We start from the raw sequence: 17652 nt of genomic DNA on the forward strand, positions 1-17652 counted from the left end.
TGCTCATCGCTGGCCACCGGGCCGCACGGTCGGCGGCGACGTGATCACCAGCTCCGCCTTCTGCAGCTCCTTGAGGGTGCCGTGACCGGTCACGGCCATGGACTTGCGCAACCCGCCCATGAGGTTCGTGCGGCCGTCCGCCCGGTCCGACGGACCGAGCAGGATCCGCTCGAGCGACCCGAGTCGGGGCACACGGCGCAGCCGGCCCCGGGGCAGGCGCGAGTGGAACGACGTCATCGACCAGACCGCACCGCCGGCCGGGGACTCGTCTGCGCCGGCGATCGGGGCGCCGAGCATGACGGCGTCCGCGCCGCACACGACCGCCTTGGCGATGTCGCCACCGGTGGCCATGCCGCCGTCGGCGATCAGGTGGACGTACACGCCGGTCTCGTCGAGGTGGCGCATCCGGGCGGCCCGGGCGTCGGCGATGGCGGTGGCCTGCGGGTTGCCCACGCCGAGCACGCCGCCGGTGGTCGAGGTGACGCCGGTGCCGATGCCGACGAGGACGCCGGCGGCGCCGGTGCGCATCAGGTGGAGCGCCGCCTGGTAGCTGGCGCACCCCCCGACGATGACGGGGACCTCCAGGCGCCGCACGAGGTGCTTGAGGTCGAGTGGGTCGTGCGCGCCGTCGCTGACGTGCTCGGCCGACGTGACCGTGCCCTGGATGAGCAGGAGGTCGGGTTCGACCTTCTTGATGGTCGGCAGCAGCGCCTCGGTGCGGCTCGGGCTGACGGCGACGCACACCGTCGCGCCGGCGTCGCGGATCTCGCCGATGCGCTGCTCCACCAGCTCGGGCCGGACCGGGGCCTCGTAGGCCTCGCGGAGCAGGGTCACGCCGTCGCGGTCGTCACCGTCGGCGTCGTGGCGCGCGATCCGGTCGAGGAGGGCGGTCGGGTCGTCGTGGCGGCACCACAGTCCCTCGAGGTGCAGCGCGCCGGCACCGCCCAGGCGGTCCATCTCGACGGCGGTGGTCGGGCTGGTCACGCCGTCGAGGGCGGCGGCGATGACGGGCAGGCCGAACTGGTAGGCGTCGATCTGCCAGGAGACGTCGACCTCGTCCGCGTCGCGGGTGCGGCGGCTGGGGACGATGGCGACCTCGTCGAGCGAGTAGCCACGCCGTCCCTGCTTGCCCAACCCGATCTCTGTCTCTGCCACGGTCTCACCCACTCCCCGGGGCCACCTGCTCCTGGGAAAGGCGAGAGTCTACGCCTCCGGGGCCTGTGGCTCCGCGCTCCCGGGCGGTCGCGGGCCGGTTCCGGTCGTTCCACCCCGTGGGTGCCGAGGGGGTGACCGGTCGGGCCCCGCGGTACCGTTGCCGCCCGTGTCCGACGCACCCCAGCCGTCCGCCGCGGAGTGGATCGAACGGGACGCCGCCGTGGTGTGGCACGGCTTCACCCAGATGGCGGCGTACCCCGACAACTCGCCCGTCATGGCGGTCTCGGCCGAGGGCCACCACATCGTCGACGCCGACGGCGAGCGCTACCTCGACGCGATCAGCTCGCTCTGGGTGACGACCCTCGGCCATCGGGTCCCGGAGCTCGACCAGGCGCTGCGCGACCAGATCGACCGGGTCGCCCACACCACCATGCTCGGGAACGGGAACACGGTCGTCGTCGAGCTCGCCGAGGCGCTCGCGCCGCTCCTGCCGGTCGACGACCCGCACCTCCTGTTCGCGTCCGACGGTGCGGTCGCGGTCGAGCAGGCGCTCAAGATCGCCTTCCAGTACTGGCACAACCTCGGCGTCGAGGGCCGCACCACCTACCTGTCGTTCGGCGGCGCCTACCACGGCGACACGATCGGCTCGATGTCGCTCGGCGACGACGGCTTCGGCGTCGACCTGTACGACCCGCTGCGCTTCGGCGTGCTCCGTGCCCCCGGCTTCGACCGAGAGGACGCGGTCGAGCAGGCGTGCGCGCTGGTCGAGGAGCACGCGTCGCGGCTCGCAGCGGTGGTGGTCGAGCCGCTGGTGCAGGGCGCCGCGGGCATGCAGCTGCTCCCGCCGTCGTCCTTCCCGCAGCTCGGCGACACCTGCCGCCGTAACGACGTGCTGCTGATCTGCGACGAGGTCGCCGTCGGCTTCGGGCGGACCGGCACGCTGTTCGCCTCGGAGCAGTGCGGCCTGCGCCCGGACCTGATGGCGATGGGCAAGGGCATCACCGGCGGCTACCTGCCGCTGGCGGCGACCGCCGCCTCCAAGCAGGTGTACGACGCCTTCCTCGGCGAGGACCTCGGGCCGAGGACGCTGTACCACGGCCACTCCTACGGGGGGAACGCCCTCGGCGCCGCCGTCGCGCTCGAGCACCTGCGGCTGATCGAGCGCGACGACGTGCTCGCCAACGTCCGCGAGCGCGGCGAGCAGTTCGGCGCGCTGCTCGCGGAGCGGGTGGCGCCGCTGCCCGGCGTGGCCGAGGTCCGGCGGCAGGGCCTGATGATCGGCGTCGAGCTGGCGCCGCCGGCCGCGGGCCTGCGCTGGGGCCGGCGCGTCAGCGCGGGGTGCGTCGCCCGCGGCGTGCTCATCCGGCCGCTCGGCGACGTCGTCGTCGTGGTGCCCCACCTGACCACCACCGAGGACGAGGTCGAGCTGATCGTGGACGTGCTCGTCGAGGCGATCGGCGAGGTCACCAGCTCCGCCGTGCAGGTCCAGCTCGACCTGTCCGGGGCCGCCGCCGCGGACGGGGACTGAGGTCGACCGGCGGTGGGCTCGCTGGGTGACGCCGTCCGGCGCCGCAACGACGAGATCCGCGCCGCCGACCGGTGGCGGACGGTGCGGACGCTCGGCGGCGGGGCGCCCCGCACGACGCTCGGCGACGGCACGCCCGTGGTGCACTTCGCGTCAAACGACTACCTCGGCCTGAGCCAGCACCCCGAGGTGATCGCGGCGGCCACCGCCGCCACCGCGGCCGAGGGCACCGGCGCCGGGGCGTCGCGCCTGGTCGTGGGCGGACGCCACGTGCACGACGAGCTCGAGGCAGAGCTGGCGGCGTGGACGGGCCACGAGGCCGCCGTCGTCTTCCCCACCGGCTTCGCCGCCAACCTCGGCGCGATGGGCGCCCTGGTCGGCGCCGGCGGCCGCGCCGGGACGACGGTGTTCAGCGACGAGCTGAACCACGCGTCGATCATCGACGGCATCCGCGCCGCCCGGGCCCGCGTCGACGTGTACCCGCACCTGTCGACGCCCGTTGGCGGTGACGCCCTCGAGGTGCTGGCCGACGGGCTCGCGGCGCGCGAGACCCCGCACGCCGTCGTCGTGACCGACCTGGTCTTCTCGATGGACGGCGACGTGGCACCCGTGCGGGAGCTGGCCGAGCTGTGCGCCGAGCACGACGCGGTGCTGGTGCTCGACGAGGCCCACGCGGCGCTCGGCCCGCACGACGCGGCGGCGACGGCCCGGGCCGCGGGCTGCGACGTCGTCACCGTCGGCACGCTGTCCAAGACGCTCGGCTCGGTCGGCGGCTTCGTCGCCGGCGACCGCGACGTGGTGGACCTCTGCGTGAACACCGCCCGGTCGTTCATCTTCACCACCGCGCCGCCGCCCTCGACGGCGGCGGCCGCCCTCGCGGCGCTGCGCATCGTGCGGGGTCCCGAGGGCGACGCGCTGCGGGCGCGGCTCCGCTCGCACGTCGACCGCGTCCGGCCCGGGCACCCGTCCGCCGTCGTGCCCGTGGTGCTGGGCAGCGAGGAGGCCGCGCTGGCCGGGTCCCGAGCCCTGCTCGAACAGGGCCTGCTGGTCCCGGCGATCCGCCCGCCCACCGTGCCGGCCGGCACCAGCCGCCTCCGCGTCGCGCTGTCGGCCGCGCACGACGAGGCCGACGTCGAGCGGCTGGCCGTCGAGCTGGACCGCCTGACCGGCGGTCTCGCCGGGCCGACCGACCGGACGGGCCAGCAGGGCGAGCGCCACGACCAGCGGGAGGGAGCGGCGCGGCCGGTGACGCTCGTGGTCGTGGCCGGCACCGCGACCGAGGTCGGCAAGACCTGGGTCGGCGCGGCCGTCGCCCGTGCGCTGCGCGAGCGGGGCGCGACCGTCGCGGCGCGCAAGCCCGCGCAGTCCTTCGAGCCCCAGGACGTGGAGCCGGGCGGCATCGGCACCGACGCCGACGCCCTCGCCGCCGCCACCGGCGAGGACCCACTCGTCGTCTGCCCGCCGCACCGGCGGTACGAGGTGCCGATGGCCCCACCGATGGCCGCCGACGCGCTCGGCCGGGACCGCATCTCGCTCCGGGCCCTGGCCGACGAGGTCGGCGCCTCGTGGCCGTCGACCGCACCCGACGTCGGGCTCGTCGAGCTCGCAGGCGGGACCCGCTCCCCCGCCGCCCACGACGGCGACGGCATCGCGCTCGCCCGCGCCGTGCGACCCGACGTCGTCGTGCTCGTCGCCGACGCGGGGCTCGGCACGGTCCACGCCGTCCGCTCGGCCCTCGACGGGCTCGGCGAGCTGCGGGCCCGGACCGTCGTGCACCTCAACCGCTACGAGGGCGACGGTTCGAGCGACGCCGCCGACCTGCACCGCCGCAACCGGGACCAGCTCGTCGCCGACGGGAGCACGGTCACCACGACCGTCGCCGCCCTCGCCGACCGCCTCTCGCCGGCCTGACGCCGGTGGGTCAGCCGCGCAGCGAGCGCAGGAGCTGCTTGGCGATCGTCGAGTTCATCGACCACACCACCTTGCGGCCCACGTCGGTGGCCTGCTGCACGACGCCGCCCCCGGTCATCTCCTCGATCGAGTCGAGGCCGGAGATCACGGCGGACCGGGTGGCGTCGGTCGCCTTGTAGCCCATGTTCGTGAGGCCCTTGACCAGGTCGGACTGCGCGACCGGTTCGGGGGCGGCCGAGGCGATGATCCGCAGCGCGTCCTTGGTCAGCTCGGCGCCCTGGGTCACGGCCTCCGCGGCGCTGATGCCGGCGTCCTCCTGGCCGTCGACCGACGCCAGCCAACGCCGCACCTTCACGACGATCTCGCCGTGGGTCTCGCCTTCGAAGGTCACGCTCGGCATGCGGCTCACGCTACTGCCGCAGGGGCCGGGACCGTCAGCCGTCGGGCGGGTCGTCCTCGTCCCAGCCGACGATGAGCCGCGACGCCCGGTCGTAGGTGAAGTAGTTCCACGCCCAGTTGACGATCACGTTCACCCGGTTGCGGAACCCGATCAGCATGATCAGGTGGAGGCCCAGCCAGGCCAGCCAGCCGAGGGGCCCGGAGAAGCGGAGGTTCCCGGGCAGCTGTGCGACGGCGTCGTGGCGACCGACGGTGGCCATCGTGCCCTTGTCGAAGTAGTGGAACGGCTCGAGCGGCCGGCCCTCGATCTCGGCGATCAGGTTCTTCGCGACGAGCCGTCCGCCCTGCATGGCGACCGGTGCCAGCTGCGGCAGGAGCTCGCCGTCCCGGTCGATCGAGGCGGCGAGGTCGCCGATCACCGCGACCTCGGGGTGATCGGGGATCCGGAGCTGGTGGTCGACCACGATCCGCCCGCCGCGCGTCAGCGAGTCGTCGCCCAGCTGGCCGCGGACGATCTCGGCCAGCGGGCTCGCCTTGATGCCGGCGGTCCACACGAGGGTGCTGCAGGGGATGCGCGACCCGTCGCCGAGCTCGACGACCTTGCCGTCGGTCCCGGCGACGCTCTGGCCGAACACCGTCTCGACGCCGAGCGACGCCAGCGTGCGGGCGGCGCGGGTGGAGAGCTTCGGGTGGAACTGGGCGAGCACCCGGTCGCCGGGCTCGACGATGACGACGCGAGCGCGACGCACGTCGAGGTTGGGGAAGTCGCCGCCGAGGACGTTGCGGTAGAGCTCCGCGATCCCGCCGGCGAGCTCGACGCCGGTCGGGCCGCCGCCGGCGATCACGACGTCGAGGACCCCCTCGTCGATCAGCGACGGGTCGACCGACGCGCGCTCGTACTGGCGGAGGATGTGCTGCCGCAGCCGGAGCGCGTCGTCGAGGCTCTTGAGCCCGAAGCCGTGCTCCTCCACCCCGGGGACGCCGAAGGTGTTGGTCACCGCCCCGGCGGCGAGGACGAGCCGGTCGTACGAGATGGGCGGGCCGTCCTGGAGCAGCAGGCGCCGGTCGTCGAGCTCGATGTCGACGACCCGGCCGAGGCGGACGTTGACGTTCTTCAGCTTGCGGACGATGCCGCGGACGGGGGCGGCGATGTCGTCGCCGTCGAGGCCGGCGGTCGCCACCTGGTAGAGCAGCGGCTGGAAGGTGTGGAAGTTGTTGGCGTCGACGAGCACCACGTCGACCGGGGCGTCGGCGAGCGCCTTGACGAGCTCGAGGCCACCGAAGCCGGCTCCGACGATGACGATCCTCCGGCGACGTTCCACGGCCCCACGCTACCGAGCGTCGCCGGCGCCGGGGACCCCGGTTCCCGAGGGGAGTAGCATCCCGCCATGGCGCCCTCCGATGACCCCTCCGCCCTGCGAGACACGATCGGCGACCCCACCGACCGCTTCGGTTCCCTCGGCCTGACGTTCGACGACGTCTGCCTGGTCCCCGGGCCGTCCGACGTCATCCCCGCCGACGTCGACACCTCCACCCGCCTGACCGGATCGATCCAGCTCGGCATCCCGCTCATGTCGGCGGCGATGGACACCGTGACCGAGGCGCGGCTGGCCATCGCCATCGCCCGCGAGGGGGGCCTGGGCGTGATCCACCGCAACCTGTCCATCGAGGACCAGGTCACCGAGGTCGACAAGGTCAAGCGCTCCGAGTCCGGGATGATCGTCGACCCCGTCACGCTGGGCCGCGACCACCTGGTCGCCGACGCGCTCGACCTGATGGCCAAGTACCACATCAGCGGCGTGCCGATCGTCGACGACGAGCACCACCTGGTCGGCATCCTCACCAACCGCGACCTGCGCTTCGAGGACGACCCCCGCAAGCGGGTCGACGAGGTGATGACGTCCGAGGGCCTCGTCACTGCACCGCAGGGCACCACGCTCGAGGAGGCCCAGCAGATCCTCGGCCGCCACCGCATCGAGAAGCTGCCGGTCGTCGACGACGACGGCCGCCTCACCGGGCTCATCACCGTCAAGGACATCAACAAGAAGCTGAAGTACCCCAACGCCACGAAGGACGGGCAGGGCCGCCTCCGCTGCGCCGCCGCGGTCGGCGTGGGCGACGACGCCCTCGAGCGGGCCCAAGCGCTCGTCGGCGCCGGCGTCGACCTCCTGGTCGTCGACACGGCGCACGGCCACTCGGCGGGCGTGCTCGAGGTCGTCCGCAAGGTGAAGGCCAACCTCAGCGTCGACGTCGTGGCCGGCAACATCGCGACCGGCGCCGCAGCGGCGGCGCTGATCGACGCCGGCGCCGATGCCGTGAAGGTCGGCGTCGGGCCCGGCTCGATCTGCACCACGCGGATCGTCGCGGGCGTGGGCGTCCCGCAGCTCACCGCCGTGCAGGAGTGCGCGCGGGTCGCCGCACCGCACGCGGTCGGCGTGATCGCCGACGGCGGCGTGCGCTACTCGGGCGACATCGCGAAGGCCATCGCGGCCGGCGCCGACATCGTGATGGTCGGCAGCCTGCTCGCCGGCGTCGACGAGACGCCGGGCGAGATCGTCCTCTCGCAGGGCGAGCGCTACAAGGCCTACCGGGGCATGGGCTCGCTGGGCGCCATGAACGCCCGGTCCTTCTCGAAGGACCGCTACTTCCAGGGCGAGGTCGAGACCACCGAGAAGGTCGTGCCCGAGGGCGTCGAGGGTCGGGTGCCCTACAAGGGCCCGGCGCAGAAGATCCTCTACCAGCTGGTCGGCGGGCTGCGGTCAGCCATGGGCTACTGCGGCACCCACACGATCGCCGAGATGCAGCGCCAGGCGCAGTTCGTCCGGATGAGCCCGGCCGGGCTCCGTGAGGCGCACCCGCACGACGTGACGATCACGGCCGAGGCCCCCAACTACTGGATGTGACCGGGATATAGGGGTGCACAGCGACAAACCTTGTCGCGATCCCGACCCGAGAAATCGAGCGCGCGGAGGTCGGCGGCCTCAGACCACGTCGTCGGTCTCGCCGGGCAGGCGGAAGCCGGGCGGCACGTCCCGAGCCGGGTCCATGTCGATCAGCGTGCCCGGGTCGGTCCCCGTGAGGCGGGCGAGCAACTGCCGGAGCATCGCCGCGGTCGCCCCCCACACCGTGTCGCCCTCGAGGTCGAAGAAGTAGATCGGGCGCGACGTCGGGCCCTCGCCCCACCGCTCCTCGCGGAACACCCCGTCGGCCGTGAGCTCCGACAGCGGCACGTGCAGGACGCGGTCGACCTCGGCGTCGTTCGGGCGCAGCTCCGGCACACGTGAGACCAGGCCGACGACCGGGACGATGTACGCCCGGCGGGTCACGGTCGTGAGGTGGTCGAGCTCGCCGAGCGGCTCCACCAGCGCCGGGTCGAGCGCGATCTCCTCGTTGGCCTCCCGCAGCGCCGCGGTGAGCGCGTCCTCGCCCGGTTCGGCCCGGCCACCGGGGAAGCTGACCTCGCCGCGGTGGGTGCGCAGGTTCCAGCTGCGGCGGGTCAGCACGACGTGGAGCTCGCCGTCGAGGTCGTAGAGCGGCACCAGCACGGCCGACGGCTCGGCGCCGTCGGTCGCCACGGGCGAGGCGAGGCCCTTGCGGTCCTGCGGGTACACGGCGCGGACCCGGTCCGGGAGGATGAGCCGGTCCGCCGGATCGAGCTCGGCCCAGGGCGCGGGGCGGCCCGGGGTCCAGATCTCCGGGCGTGGGATCTTCTGGGGACCGCCTCGGCCGGCCACGACGACGGGTGCGACCGTCAGGCCGGCGCGGACGTCGCCTCGACGAGCTGCTCGAGCAGGTCGCGCAGACCGTGCGTCTTCAGGTTGCTCATCGTCCGACCCGGGGTCTCGTCGCCCTTCTCCCACTCCATCCAGTACTGCAGCAGCTTGGCGGGATCGGGGGCGGGACGGTTCTCCATGCGCCGGAGCCTACGGCGTCGGGGCGCCGGGGCGAGCGGGGCGGCGGGGCGGCGGGGCGAACAGGGACCCTCGCCCGCGGGGGCCCGCTGGGGTGGGGCGGCGACCGGGGAGTCGTCCCCCGTGACCCGGCCGGCGACCCGGCGCGAGGATGACGGCAGGAGGGTGAAGGGAGGCTCACATGCGCCGCACCACCGTGCTGACCGCCGTCGCGGCGGCCCTCGTGCTGCTCGCGGGGTGCACCTCGGCTCCGGCCACGGGCACGACCGCACCGCTGTACGACGCCGCCGACGGCAAGGGCGTCTTCGTCGGCCGGTTCGGCGCCGCGCCGCCGGCCGACGCCACGATCGACCTGCGGCTCGTGGGCGGCATCGTCGGCGCGACGTGGTGCGTCGACATCTCCGTCTTCGACGGCGAGGGACCGTGGTTCCCGCCGGCGGCGACGATCGGCCACCTGACCGCCTGCCAGTTGATCCCCGTGGTCGCCGGCGACGCGACGATCACGCTCGGCCCCCTCGGGCCGGCGTGGGACGAGCTGGTGAACGGCCCGCTCGAGGGCCGATGGTTCTGGGCGCAGGTGAGCGTCCACATCCCGCCCGAGACGCCGGTCGTGCTGGCCGGCGTGCGGGGCATCACCGTCGCCGGCGTGACCACCCAGCACGCGTGCCGGGTGAACCCTGGCGTCATCTACGTCTGCTGAGCGATCCCCACCGGGGCCCGGACGCCGCTCGCTACGGTGCGTCGATGGCCACGGACCCGGCACGTCGACTCTGGCAGGCGGCGGAGACCGTCCACGCCGTCACCTACTTCCACCCCGCGGCGCTCGCGGCGATCGCCGACGCGGGGGCCAGGGGCTTCTGGATGGGCTACTTCGCGGCCCGCATGGCGCCGCTCGGGCCGATCGGCCCGTCCACGGCCACGGCGGTGTGCTGCAACTTCTCCCCGGCCCGCACGACGCGGGCGCTGCCCGACGCCTGGTCGTTCGTGTCGCCCGCCGACGCGCTCGCCGCCCGGTCGCGAGGTGCGGTCGCGGCGTTGACCGACTGCGGTCTCGAGGCCGAGGGCGCGGCCGCCGCCGCAGCGGCGCTGGAACCGATCGTCGCCGGGCTCGACCCGTCGGGGCGTCCGCTCGGCGGGGCCAACCTCGACGTCGAGCTCCCCGCCGAGCCGATCGCCCGGCTGTGGCAGCTCTGCACGACGCTGCGAGAGCACCGCGGCGACGGCCACGTCGCCCTGCTCGTCGGCGCCGACCTCGACGGCTGCGAGGTCGACGTGCTCGCCACCGCCGCGAGCGGGATGGACGCGATGATCCTCCGCGACACCCGGGCGTGGACGCACGACGAGTGGGCGGCGGCCGCCGCCCGGCTCGCCGACCGTGACCTGGTCACGACCGACGGCGGCCTCACCGACGCCGGCCGGGCGCTGCACGTCGACATCGAGCGTCGCACCGATGCGCTGGCCACCCGCTCCTACGAGGGCCACGACCTGGCGGCCACCACCGACGCCCTCCGCCCGCTGGCCCGCACCGTGGCGGCGGCCGGCGTGCTGCCCTTCCCGAACCCGATGGGCCTGCGCGAGGGCTGAACCCGTCGGAGCGCCTCAGCAGAGGTCGACGATGCCGCCGGGTCCGAGGCACCCCCGACCGGCCGGGACGCCGTCGAGGCGCAGCCCGAGCACGCCGGTCACCCCGAGGCTCGCGTCGGGTGGCACCAGCACGGAGACCCGGGCGTCGTACCACCGGCCGGCGATCGGTCCGTGTACCAGCTCGTCCCAGTCCACCGCGAGCGGCCCGAGGGCGATCGTGACGTCGCCCGCCACGACCGGCACCTGCTCGCACGCGGTCAGCCGTCCCGCCGGGTCCGAGCCGCCGTACCAGGGCGGTGGAGTGTCGCGCACCCGGACCTCGACGCACCACGTCATGCCGACGGCGACGCCGATCGAACGGAGCTCGACCGTCGCCTCGGTCGGGGCCGTGGCACCGAGCTGGCCCACCAGCCACTGGCCGCTCCCGTCGGCCGGTCCCAGGAGCACGGTGCTGCCCGTGGGGGGCGCCGTCCCGCATCCCGTGACGGCCATCGCCGTCACCATCACCGCCGCCGCCACGATCCACGTCCGTCGCATCGCGACCCCCTTCTCGTGCCTGTCGTCACCGTCGCGCCGACGCCGGGCCGGGTCCATGGGGACGACTCCCGGTCGGTCCGCCGACCACCGGGCGAATTTTCTGTGGTGCGGATCACGACAAGGGATGTGCGTGTGCACCCCTATATCTCGTGGTGGACGCGACGAGGCCCCGGCCGCAAGGGCCGGGGCCTCGTCGAACACACCATCAGGTGCGGGACGTCACATCATGCCGCCCATGCCACCCATGCCGCCCATGTCGGGCATGCCACCGCCGGCCGGAGCCTCCTCCGGCTTGTCGGCGACGAGCGCCTCGGTGGTGAGCAGCAGGCTGGCGATCGACGCCGCGTTCTGCAGCGCCGCACGGGTCACCTTGGCCGGGTCGATGACGCCGGCCTTCAGCAGGTCCTCGAACTCGCCCGTCGCGGCGTTGAGGCCGACGTTGCCGGTCTCACGCTCGAGCTGCTGGACGACCACGGCACCCTCGAGACCGGCGTTGTCGGCGATCATCCGGGCCGGGGCGTCGAGCGAGCGGAGCACGATGGAGGCGCCGGTGCGCTCATCGCCCTCGAGCGAGTCGACCACGCCGGAGACCGCGGACTTCGCCCGCACCAGGGCGGTGCCGCCACCGGCGACCACACCCTCCTCGATGGCCGCACGGGTCGCCGACAGCGCGTCCTCGATGCGGTGCTTCTTCTCCTTGAGCTCCACCTCGGTGGCGGCGCCGACCTTGACGACGGCCACGCCACCGCTGAGCTTGGCGAGGCGCTCCTGGAGCTTCTCGCGGTCCCAGTCGGAGTCGGTGTTGTCGATCTCGGCCTTGATCTGCGCGACGCGGCCGTTCACGTCCTCGGAGTCGCCGGCGCCCTCGATGATCGTGGTGTCGTCCTTGGTGACGACGATCTTGCGGGCGGAACCCAGCAGGTCGAGGGTCGTGTTGTCGAGCTTCAGCCCGACCTCCTCGGCGATGACCTGACCGCCGGTGAGGATCGCCATGTCCTGCAGCATCGCCTTGCGGCGCTCACCGAAGCCCGGGGCCTTGACGGCGACCGAGTTGAAGGTGCCGCGGATCTTGTTCACGACGAGGGTCGCGAGGGCCTCGCCCTCGACGTCCTCGGCGACGATCAGCAGCGGGCGGGAGCTCTGCATGACCTTCTCGAGCACGGGGACCAGGTCCTGGACGGAGCTGATCTTGCCGTTCACGAACAGGATGTACGGGTTGTCCAGGACGGCTTCCTGGCGCTCCGCGTCGGTCACGAAGTACGGGGACAGGTAGCCCTTGTCGAACTGCATGCCCTCGGTGAACTCGAGCTCCATGCCGAAGGTGTTCGACTCCTCGACCGTGACGACGCCGTCCTTGCCGACCTTGTCGATCGCGTCGGCGATGACCTCGCCGATCTTCGGGTCGGCCGCGGAGATGGCCGCGACCTGGGCGATCTCGGACTTCTCGTCGATCTCCTTGGCGAGCTCGGCGATGGAGCCGACCGCCGCGGCGACCGCGGCCTCGATGCCCCGCTTGACGCCCATGGGGTTGGCGCCGGCGGCGACGTTGCGGAGGCCCTCGCGGACGAGCGCCTGGGCCAGCACGGTGGCGGTGGTGGTGCCGTCACCAGCGATGTCGTTGGTCTTGGTCGCCACCTCCTTCACGAGCTGGGCGCCCATGTTCTCGAAGGGGTCCTCGAGCTCGATCTCACGAGCGATGGACACGCCGTCGTTGGTGATGGTCGGGGCGCCGAACTTCTTGTCCAGCACGACGTTGCGACCCTTGGGGCCGATCGTGACCTTCACGGCGTCGGCCAGGCGGTTCACGCCGGCCTCGAGGGAGCGACGAGCCTCGTCGTCGAACTTCAGGATCTTTGCCATGTGATGCGTTTCTCTCGTTCAGTCGTTCGGTTCGCGTGCTCAGGTCGTCACTTGACGATGGCGAGGATGTCCCGACCGGAGAGGATCAGCACGTCCTCGCCGTCCTGGGAGACCTCGGTGCCGCCGTACTTCGAGTAGACGACGGTGTCGCCGACGGCGATGTCGAGCGGGATCAGCTCGCCCGAGTCGGAGCGGCGGCCCGGGCCGACGGCCAGGACCTCTCCCTGCTGGGGCTTCTCCTTGGCGGTGTCGGGGATGACCAGCCCGCTGGCGGTCTTCTCCTCGGCCTCGGCGGGCCGGACGACGATGCGATCCTCGAGGGGCTGCAGGCTCATTGGTGCTGTTCCTCCGTTGGCAGAGCACGGTGCGACGAGTGCCCGGTTAGCACTCGCATGTGGCGACTGCCAACGGTAGCACTCTCCATCGGCGAGTGCTAACGGTCCGGGGGACGAGCTGCGAACCGGGGCGTCGCGCCCGGCAGCCCGCTCAGGATCGCCGGGTCTGCGAGGGACCCTGACGCACGGGGATCCTGGCCCGCAGGATCCTGGGTCGGGCGGGATCAGGCCTGCGGCGAGTAGCCGCGCACGAAGCGCTCGACGACCTCGTCGACGAACGGCTCGTCGATCCCCTCGCCGTCGACGAGCGCGACCGCCAGCACGGGACCGATCAGCAGCAGGCCGGCGCGCTCGGGGTCCTTCAGCACGACGGGGTCGAGCACGCCCTCGTCGACGCAGCGCCGAAACACCTCGGTCACGAGGTCCTGCTGCTGGACCTTCATCTCCTCGTTGAGGTGGGCCATCGCGTCGGACTGCGTCTTGAGCAGGATCATCGCCGGCAGGAGGCGCTGCCAGCGCGGGTCGGCGAGCGAGCGCGCCATCTGCTGCGCCATGTCCCGCAGCGCGTCCACGGCGGCGAGGTCCTCGGCGGCGGGCTCGAGGGCGGGCATGCAGTCGGCGAACACGTCGGCGACGAGGTCGTCGCGGTTCTTCCAGTGGCGGTAGACGGTCGACTTGGCGACGCCGGAGCGGGCGACGACGGCGTCGACGGTCAGGCCGTCGGGTCCGAGCTCGACCAGCAGGTCGCGCGCCGCGTCCATCACGGCGGCGTGCGACCGGGCGACTCGAGGATCCATCCGGGAGCAGACGCTAGTGGTCGCTGCTGCCGTCGACGGCGTCGGGCGTGACAAGGGTCTCCTCACCTCGGGCTTGCATCTCGTCGATGTAACGATACGCTACCGTCTCGTATCGTAAGTGCCAAGTCGCCACCCCCGACGACGGCCGAGACCCCACCCCCTGCCAGCTGCCCTCCGGGCCCGCCACCCGACTGGAGACCGTCGTGTCGTCACCCCCCACCCCCCACGCAGAGCCGCACGGCGAGCTCCTGCTCCCCGAGGACCCCGTCGTCGACGCCCGGAAGCGCCGCTGGATCCTGATCGCCATGTGCACCGCGCTCGTCGCGGTCGTCGCCTCCGTATCGGGCCTCAACGTCGCCCAGCAGGGCCTCGCGACCGACCTCGGCGCGAGCCAGAGCCAGCTGCTCTGGATCATCAACGGCTACACGATCGCCCTCGCCGCCCTGCTCCTCCCGATCGGCGCCATCGGCGACCGGTGGGGCCGGAAGTGGGTGCTGATGAGCGGGCTCGTGCTCTTCTCGCTCGCCAGCCTCGCGTCGTCGCAGGCGACGTCGGTGGGCATGCTGATGGGCTTCCGCATCGCCGCCGGCGTGGGCGCGGCGATGATCATGCCGGTCACGCTGTCGGTCATCACCTCGAGCTTCCCGCCCGAGGAGCGCGACAACGCGGTCGGCGTGTGGGCCGGCTTCGCCGGGGCCGGCGGCATCCTCGGCCTCATCATCTCGTCGATCATCGTCGACAACTTCACGTGGCCCTGGGTCTTCGCCATGCCGGTCGTCATGGCCGTCATCGCCCTCGGCATCGCCGCCTACGCCGTGCCCCACTCGCGGGAGCACCACGAGGGGCGCTTCGACGTGGTCGGCTCGGTCCTCTCCGCGCTGTCCGTCGGCGGCCTCGTCCTCGGCATCCACGAGGGCCCCGAGGCCGGCTGGACCTCGCCCGTCGCGCTGGGCGGCCTGGTCGTCGGCGTGGTCGCCGTCCTCACGTTCGTGTGGTGGGAGCTCCGCCAGGAGCACCCGCTGCTGCAGATCAAGGTCTTCCGCAACCGCACGCTGACGGCCGGCTCGGTCAACCTGCTCGTCGTCTTCGGCGTGATGGGCGGCCTGTTCCTGGTGCTCGTCCAGTTCATGCAGGCGGTGCTCGGGTACTCGGCCATCAAGGCGTCGCTGAGCCTGCTGCCGATGGCGGCGATCATGATGCCGCTGTCGGCGATGGCGCCCCGGATCGCGTCGCGGGTCGGCCTGCGCCGCATGCTCACCGGCGGCACCCTGCTGGTCGCCGGAGGCCTGGCGCTCATGGCCCTGCTCGCGGACGCCGACGGCGGCTACTGGACGATCATCCCCGGCCTGTTCCTCCTCTCGATCGGCATCGGCTGCGTCATGACCCCGGGCACGGCGGCCATCACCGGATCGCTGCCGGTCGAGGAGCAGGGCGTCGCGTCGGCGCTCAACGACACGACCCGTGAGGTCGGTACGACCATCGGCGTCGCGCTGATCGGCTCGATCCTGAGCTCCGGCTACTCGTCCGCCGTCGCCGGCACGGCCGACGGGCTCCCGGGCCAGGCCGCCGAGGCGGTCCGCGAGGGCATCGGCGGCGCGGTCGCCGTCTCCCAGCAGATGGGCGCCGCCGGCCAGGACGTCCTGCACTCCGCCCGGGTCGCCTTCGTCGACGGCTGGACCGCCTCGATGTGGGTCAGCGTCGGCCTGGCGCTCGCGGCTGCGGCGTTCGCGTTCTTCTGGACGCCGTCGCACGCCGAGGAGCTCGAGGCCCGGGCCGAGGCGCTCGAGGCCGCCGGGCTCGACGACGACGGCGCGCTGGAGCCCGTCGTGGTCGAGCGGGCCTGAACACCCGGCCTCCGGCCGCACACCCTCACCCCCCACCGCACCGGCGGGCGGGTCGGCACCCTCCCGGCCGATCCGCCCGCCGGCGCCGCGCCCGGGCCCGAATCCGCCGAGCTGCGCGCGGACCGCGGCCCGTACCGTGGGCGGCGTGGACGCACCGATCCTGCACCTGTCGATCCCCGTCGCCGACCTCGCCGCGGCCCGCGCCTTCTACGAGGGGGCGCTCGGATGCTCCGTCGGCCGCGTCCGCGACGACTGGCTCGACGTGTGGTTCTTCGGGCTGCAGCTCACGTTGCAGCAGCGCCCCGACGAGGTCCGCCCGACCGGCGAGCAGGGCGTGCGCCACTTCGGCGTGGTGCTGCCCGACGCCGCGGCGTTCGAGGACGTCGTCGACCGGCTCGACCGCGCCGACGTCGAGTGGCTGTCCCGACCGACGGTCCACCGGGCCGCAGAGCTCAGCGGCAAGGTCGGCGCCAAGGTGGCCGACCCGAGCGGCAACGTCGTCGAGATCAAGCACTACGAGGACCCGTCCGAGTTCCTGGCCACGGACTGAGCCCGCCGCCCGGCCCGCTCTGTTCCACCCGATCGACGTCACAGCGTCGACGAGGTGGAACAGAGCGGGCCCGCGAGGGCGGCGCGAGGGCGGGTCAGGGGGCCGCGACGGGAGCGAGCCAGCGGCCGTGGAAGTCGCCGTGGGCGATCAGGCGGTCGCCGCCGTCGGGCCAGCGCCGCGCCCACACGGCCACGCGCGTCCGGTCCCACTCGTCGGGCTCGAAGCGGATCCACACGAGCGGCGCGTCGGCGGTGGCGCGCCGGCCCGCCCGCTCGATCACCGACGTCACCGCCGGTCGCTGGTCGGTCGGGATGTACTGCCAGACGATCGAGTGCTGGACGATCGTCGCCACGCCGGGACCGGCCGGGCGCGACAGCAGACCGTCGAGCACGTGGGCGGTGCTGCGCCCGCCGTCGACGTCCGCCTGCACCACGTGCGCAGGGACCTGGCGCGCCACGTCGATCGCCGCGGCCAGCCGCTCGAAGCGCTCGAGCTGGTCCGGCCACACGAACGACAGCAGCGTGAGCCGCCCGTCCTCGGTCGTCGGGTCGATGGGGCCGATGTCGATCCCGGTCCGCTCGACGAGCGGCACGGTCACCACGCCCGGCTCGAGCGGCGTGCGCACCTCGGGCGCCAGCCGCACCGCGCCATCGGGGTCGCCCAGCACCGTGCCGGCCCCGGGTGCGCCGGACAGGTCCAGGCGGAAGTGGTCGAGCCGGAGGTTGAGCCCGCCAGAGCAGCCGAGCTCGATCAGACGGGCCGGCGCCGCGCCCTCGAGCACGTGGCGGTGTCCCAACGCCACCGCGTGGGCGTAGCCGAGCGCCACGGCCCGTCCGACCTCGTTCGTCTGCACCTCGCGGCCGAGGCCGTCCACGAGCTCGTCGCGATGCAGGTCGATCAGCGCGAGCCACGCGTCGCGCAGGGTCGAGTCGCCCGAGGCGTCGTCGTCGGGCGCGACGCCGCCGCAGCTCGGCAGGAGCGCCGCCCAGCGCTCGGCCGCGCCCGACAGGCCCAGCCGGTGCGCCGCCCCGACCAGCCGCAGCGGGCCGGCCTGCCCGAACCGGAGGTCCGCCCGCTCGCGCACGACCGACCACGACGGCCCCTCCTCGAGCACGTCGTGGGCGATCACCCGCAGCAGCCGGCCCCACAGGGGCGACCCGAGCGCGTCGCAGGCGATCGCCTGCTGCTCGTAGCGGCCAGCCCACTCCGCCGAACCGGCGCGCTCCTCCCCCACGTCCGACCTC

At 73.5% G+C, this 17652-nt stretch carries 17 protein-coding genes; 7 read left to right on the top strand and 10 right to left on the bottom strand.

Features of this window, described 5'->3' with window-relative positions; genetic code table 11:
* Positions 1-3: 3 nt before the first annotated feature.
* The gene (locus LH044_RS10735) at positions 4-1155 is read right to left on the bottom strand and encodes a GuaB3 family IMP dehydrogenase-related protein (RefSeq protein ID WP_227760028.1); all 1152 of its coding nucleotides are present in this window, start codon (positions 1153-1155) and stop codon (positions 4-6) included.
* Positions 1156-1321: 166 nt separating this feature from the next.
* Between LH044_RS10735 and bioA the strand changes: the two genes are divergently transcribed.
* On the top strand, positions 1322-2683 hold the full coding sequence (gene bioA / locus LH044_RS10740; RefSeq protein ID WP_227760029.1) for an adenosylmethionine--8-amino-7-oxononanoate transaminase: 1362 nt from the start codon (positions 1322-1324) through the stop codon (positions 2681-2683).
* 12 nt (positions 2684-2695) lie between these two features.
* Complete coding sequence (locus LH044_RS10745) at positions 2696-4591, top strand: aminotransferase class I/II-fold pyridoxal phosphate-dependent enzyme (RefSeq protein ID WP_227760030.1); 1896 nt, start codon at positions 2696-2698, stop codon at positions 4589-4591.
* Positions 4592-4601: 10 nt separating this feature from the next.
* Here the strand turns inward: LH044_RS10745 and LH044_RS10750 are convergent, their stop codons facing one another.
* A complete protein-coding gene (locus LH044_RS10750) occupies positions 4602-4991 on the bottom strand; it encodes a hypothetical protein (RefSeq protein ID WP_227760031.1) in 390 nt (129 codons plus the stop codon).
* Between the two features lie 34 nt (positions 4992-5025).
* A complete protein-coding gene (locus LH044_RS10755; RefSeq protein WP_227760032.1) occupies positions 5026-6312 on the bottom strand; it encodes an NAD(P)/FAD-dependent oxidoreductase in 1287 nt (428 codons plus the stop codon).
* 66 nt (positions 6313-6378) lie between these two features.
* Here LH044_RS10755 and guaB point away from each other — a divergent pair, with 66 nt between their 5' ends.
* Complete coding sequence (guaB, locus tag LH044_RS10760) at positions 6379-7893, top strand: IMP dehydrogenase (RefSeq protein ID WP_227760033.1); 1515 nt, start codon at positions 6379-6381, stop codon at positions 7891-7893.
* A gap of 78 nt (positions 7894-7971) precedes the next feature.
* Here guaB and LH044_RS10765 read toward each other — a convergent pair whose 3' ends face one another.
* Entirely contained in the window at positions 7972-8724 is a 753-nt protein-coding gene (locus LH044_RS10765) for an NUDIX hydrolase (protein WP_227760034.1), read from the bottom strand.
* 17 nt (positions 8725-8741) lie between these two features.
* Complete coding sequence (locus LH044_RS10770; protein ID WP_227760035.1) at positions 8742-8903, bottom strand: hypothetical protein; 162 nt, start codon at positions 8901-8903, stop codon at positions 8742-8744.
* Between the two features lie 179 nt (positions 8904-9082).
* On the opposite strand from LH044_RS10770, the gene LH044_RS10775 reads away from it, so the two are divergent.
* Both LH044_RS10775 and LH044_RS10780 read left to right on the top strand, forming a co-directional pair.
* On the top strand, positions 9083-9601 hold the full coding sequence (locus tag LH044_RS10775; RefSeq protein ID WP_227760036.1) for a hypothetical protein: 519 nt from the start codon (positions 9083-9085) through the stop codon (positions 9599-9601).
* A gap of 44 nt (positions 9602-9645) precedes the next feature.
* On the top strand, positions 9646-10485 hold the full coding sequence (locus LH044_RS10780) for an SCO6745 family protein (protein WP_227760037.1): 840 nt from the start codon (positions 9646-9648) through the stop codon (positions 10483-10485).
* A gap of 15 nt (positions 10486-10500) precedes the next feature.
* Here the strand turns inward: LH044_RS10780 and LH044_RS10785 are convergent, their stop codons facing one another.
* The 4 genes from LH044_RS10785 to LH044_RS10800 form a co-directional block, all read right to left on the bottom strand.
* Complete coding sequence (locus LH044_RS10785) at positions 10501-11022, bottom strand: hypothetical protein (protein ID WP_227760038.1); 522 nt, start codon at positions 11020-11022, stop codon at positions 10501-10503.
* 219 nt (positions 11023-11241) lie between these two features.
* A complete protein-coding gene (groL, locus tag LH044_RS10790; RefSeq protein ID WP_227760039.1) occupies positions 11242-12882 on the bottom strand; it encodes a chaperonin GroEL in 1641 nt (546 codons plus the stop codon).
* Positions 12883-12929: 47 nt separating this feature from the next.
* Positions 12930-13217 carry a co-chaperone GroES gene (gene groES, locus LH044_RS10795; RefSeq protein WP_227760040.1) on the bottom strand — a complete coding sequence of 96 codons (288 nt, stop codon included), beginning with the start codon at positions 13215-13217 and terminating at the stop codon, positions 12930-12932.
* A gap of 224 nt (positions 13218-13441) precedes the next feature.
* Complete coding sequence (locus tag LH044_RS10800; protein WP_227760041.1) at positions 13442-14014, bottom strand: TetR/AcrR family transcriptional regulator; 573 nt, start codon at positions 14012-14014, stop codon at positions 13442-13444.
* A 203-nt stretch (positions 14015-14217) separates the two neighbouring features.
* Here LH044_RS10800 and LH044_RS10805 point away from each other — a divergent pair, with 203 nt between their 5' ends.
* Together LH044_RS10805 and LH044_RS10810 are read left to right on the top strand one after the other, a co-directional pair.
* Complete coding sequence (locus LH044_RS10805) at positions 14218-15858, top strand: MFS transporter (protein WP_227760042.1); 1641 nt, start codon at positions 14218-14220, stop codon at positions 15856-15858.
* A 145-nt stretch (positions 15859-16003) separates the two neighbouring features.
* On the top strand, positions 16004-16408 hold the full coding sequence (locus LH044_RS10810) for a VOC family protein (protein ID WP_227760043.1): 405 nt from the start codon (positions 16004-16006) through the stop codon (positions 16406-16408).
* Positions 16409-16502: 94 nt separating this feature from the next.
* Here LH044_RS10810 and LH044_RS10815 read toward each other — a convergent pair whose 3' ends face one another.
* Entirely contained in the window at positions 16503-17642 is a 1140-nt protein-coding gene (locus LH044_RS10815) for a DUF2332 domain-containing protein (protein ID WP_227760044.1), read from the bottom strand.
* Positions 17643-17652 lie beyond the last annotated feature (10 nt).

The sequence above is a fragment of the Dermatobacter hominis genome (assembly GCF_020715685.1).
GTDB lineage: Bacteria > Actinomycetota > Acidimicrobiia > Acidimicrobiales > Microtrichaceae > Dermatobacter > Dermatobacter hominis.

Bases quoted from the DNA above. Each gene is read 5' to 3' on its own strand.
- guaB (WP_227760033.1), top strand. From the start codon at position 6,379: ATGGCGCCCTCCGATGACCCCTCCGCCCTGCGAGACACGATCGGCGAC.
- LH044_RS10785 (WP_227760038.1), bottom strand. From the start codon at position 11,022: ATGCGACGGACGTGGATCGTGGCGGCGGCGGTGATGGTGACGGCGATG.
- groES (WP_227760040.1), bottom strand. From the start codon at position 13,217: ATGAGCCTGCAGCCCCTCGAGGATCGCATCGTCGTCCGGCCCGCCGAG.
- LH044_RS10750 (WP_227760031.1), bottom strand. From the start codon at position 4,991: ATGCCGAGCGTGACCTTCGAAGGCGAGACCCACGGCGAGATCGTCGTG.
- LH044_RS10780 (WP_227760037.1), top strand. From the start codon at position 9,646: ATGGCCACGGACCCGGCACGTCGACTCTGGCAGGCGGCGGAGACCGTC.
- LH044_RS10800 (WP_227760041.1), bottom strand. From the start codon at position 14,014: ATGGATCCTCGAGTCGCCCGGTCGCACGCCGCCGTGATGGACGCGGCG.
- groL (WP_227760039.1), bottom strand. From the start codon at position 12,882: ATGGCAAAGATCCTGAAGTTCGACGACGAGGCTCGTCGCTCCCTCGAG.
- LH044_RS10770 (WP_227760035.1), bottom strand. From the start codon at position 8,903: ATGGAGAACCGTCCCGCCCCCGATCCCGCCAAGCTGCTGCAGTACTGG.
- LH044_RS10775 (WP_227760036.1), top strand. From the start codon at position 9,083: ATGCGCCGCACCACCGTGCTGACCGCCGTCGCGGCGGCCCTCGTGCTG.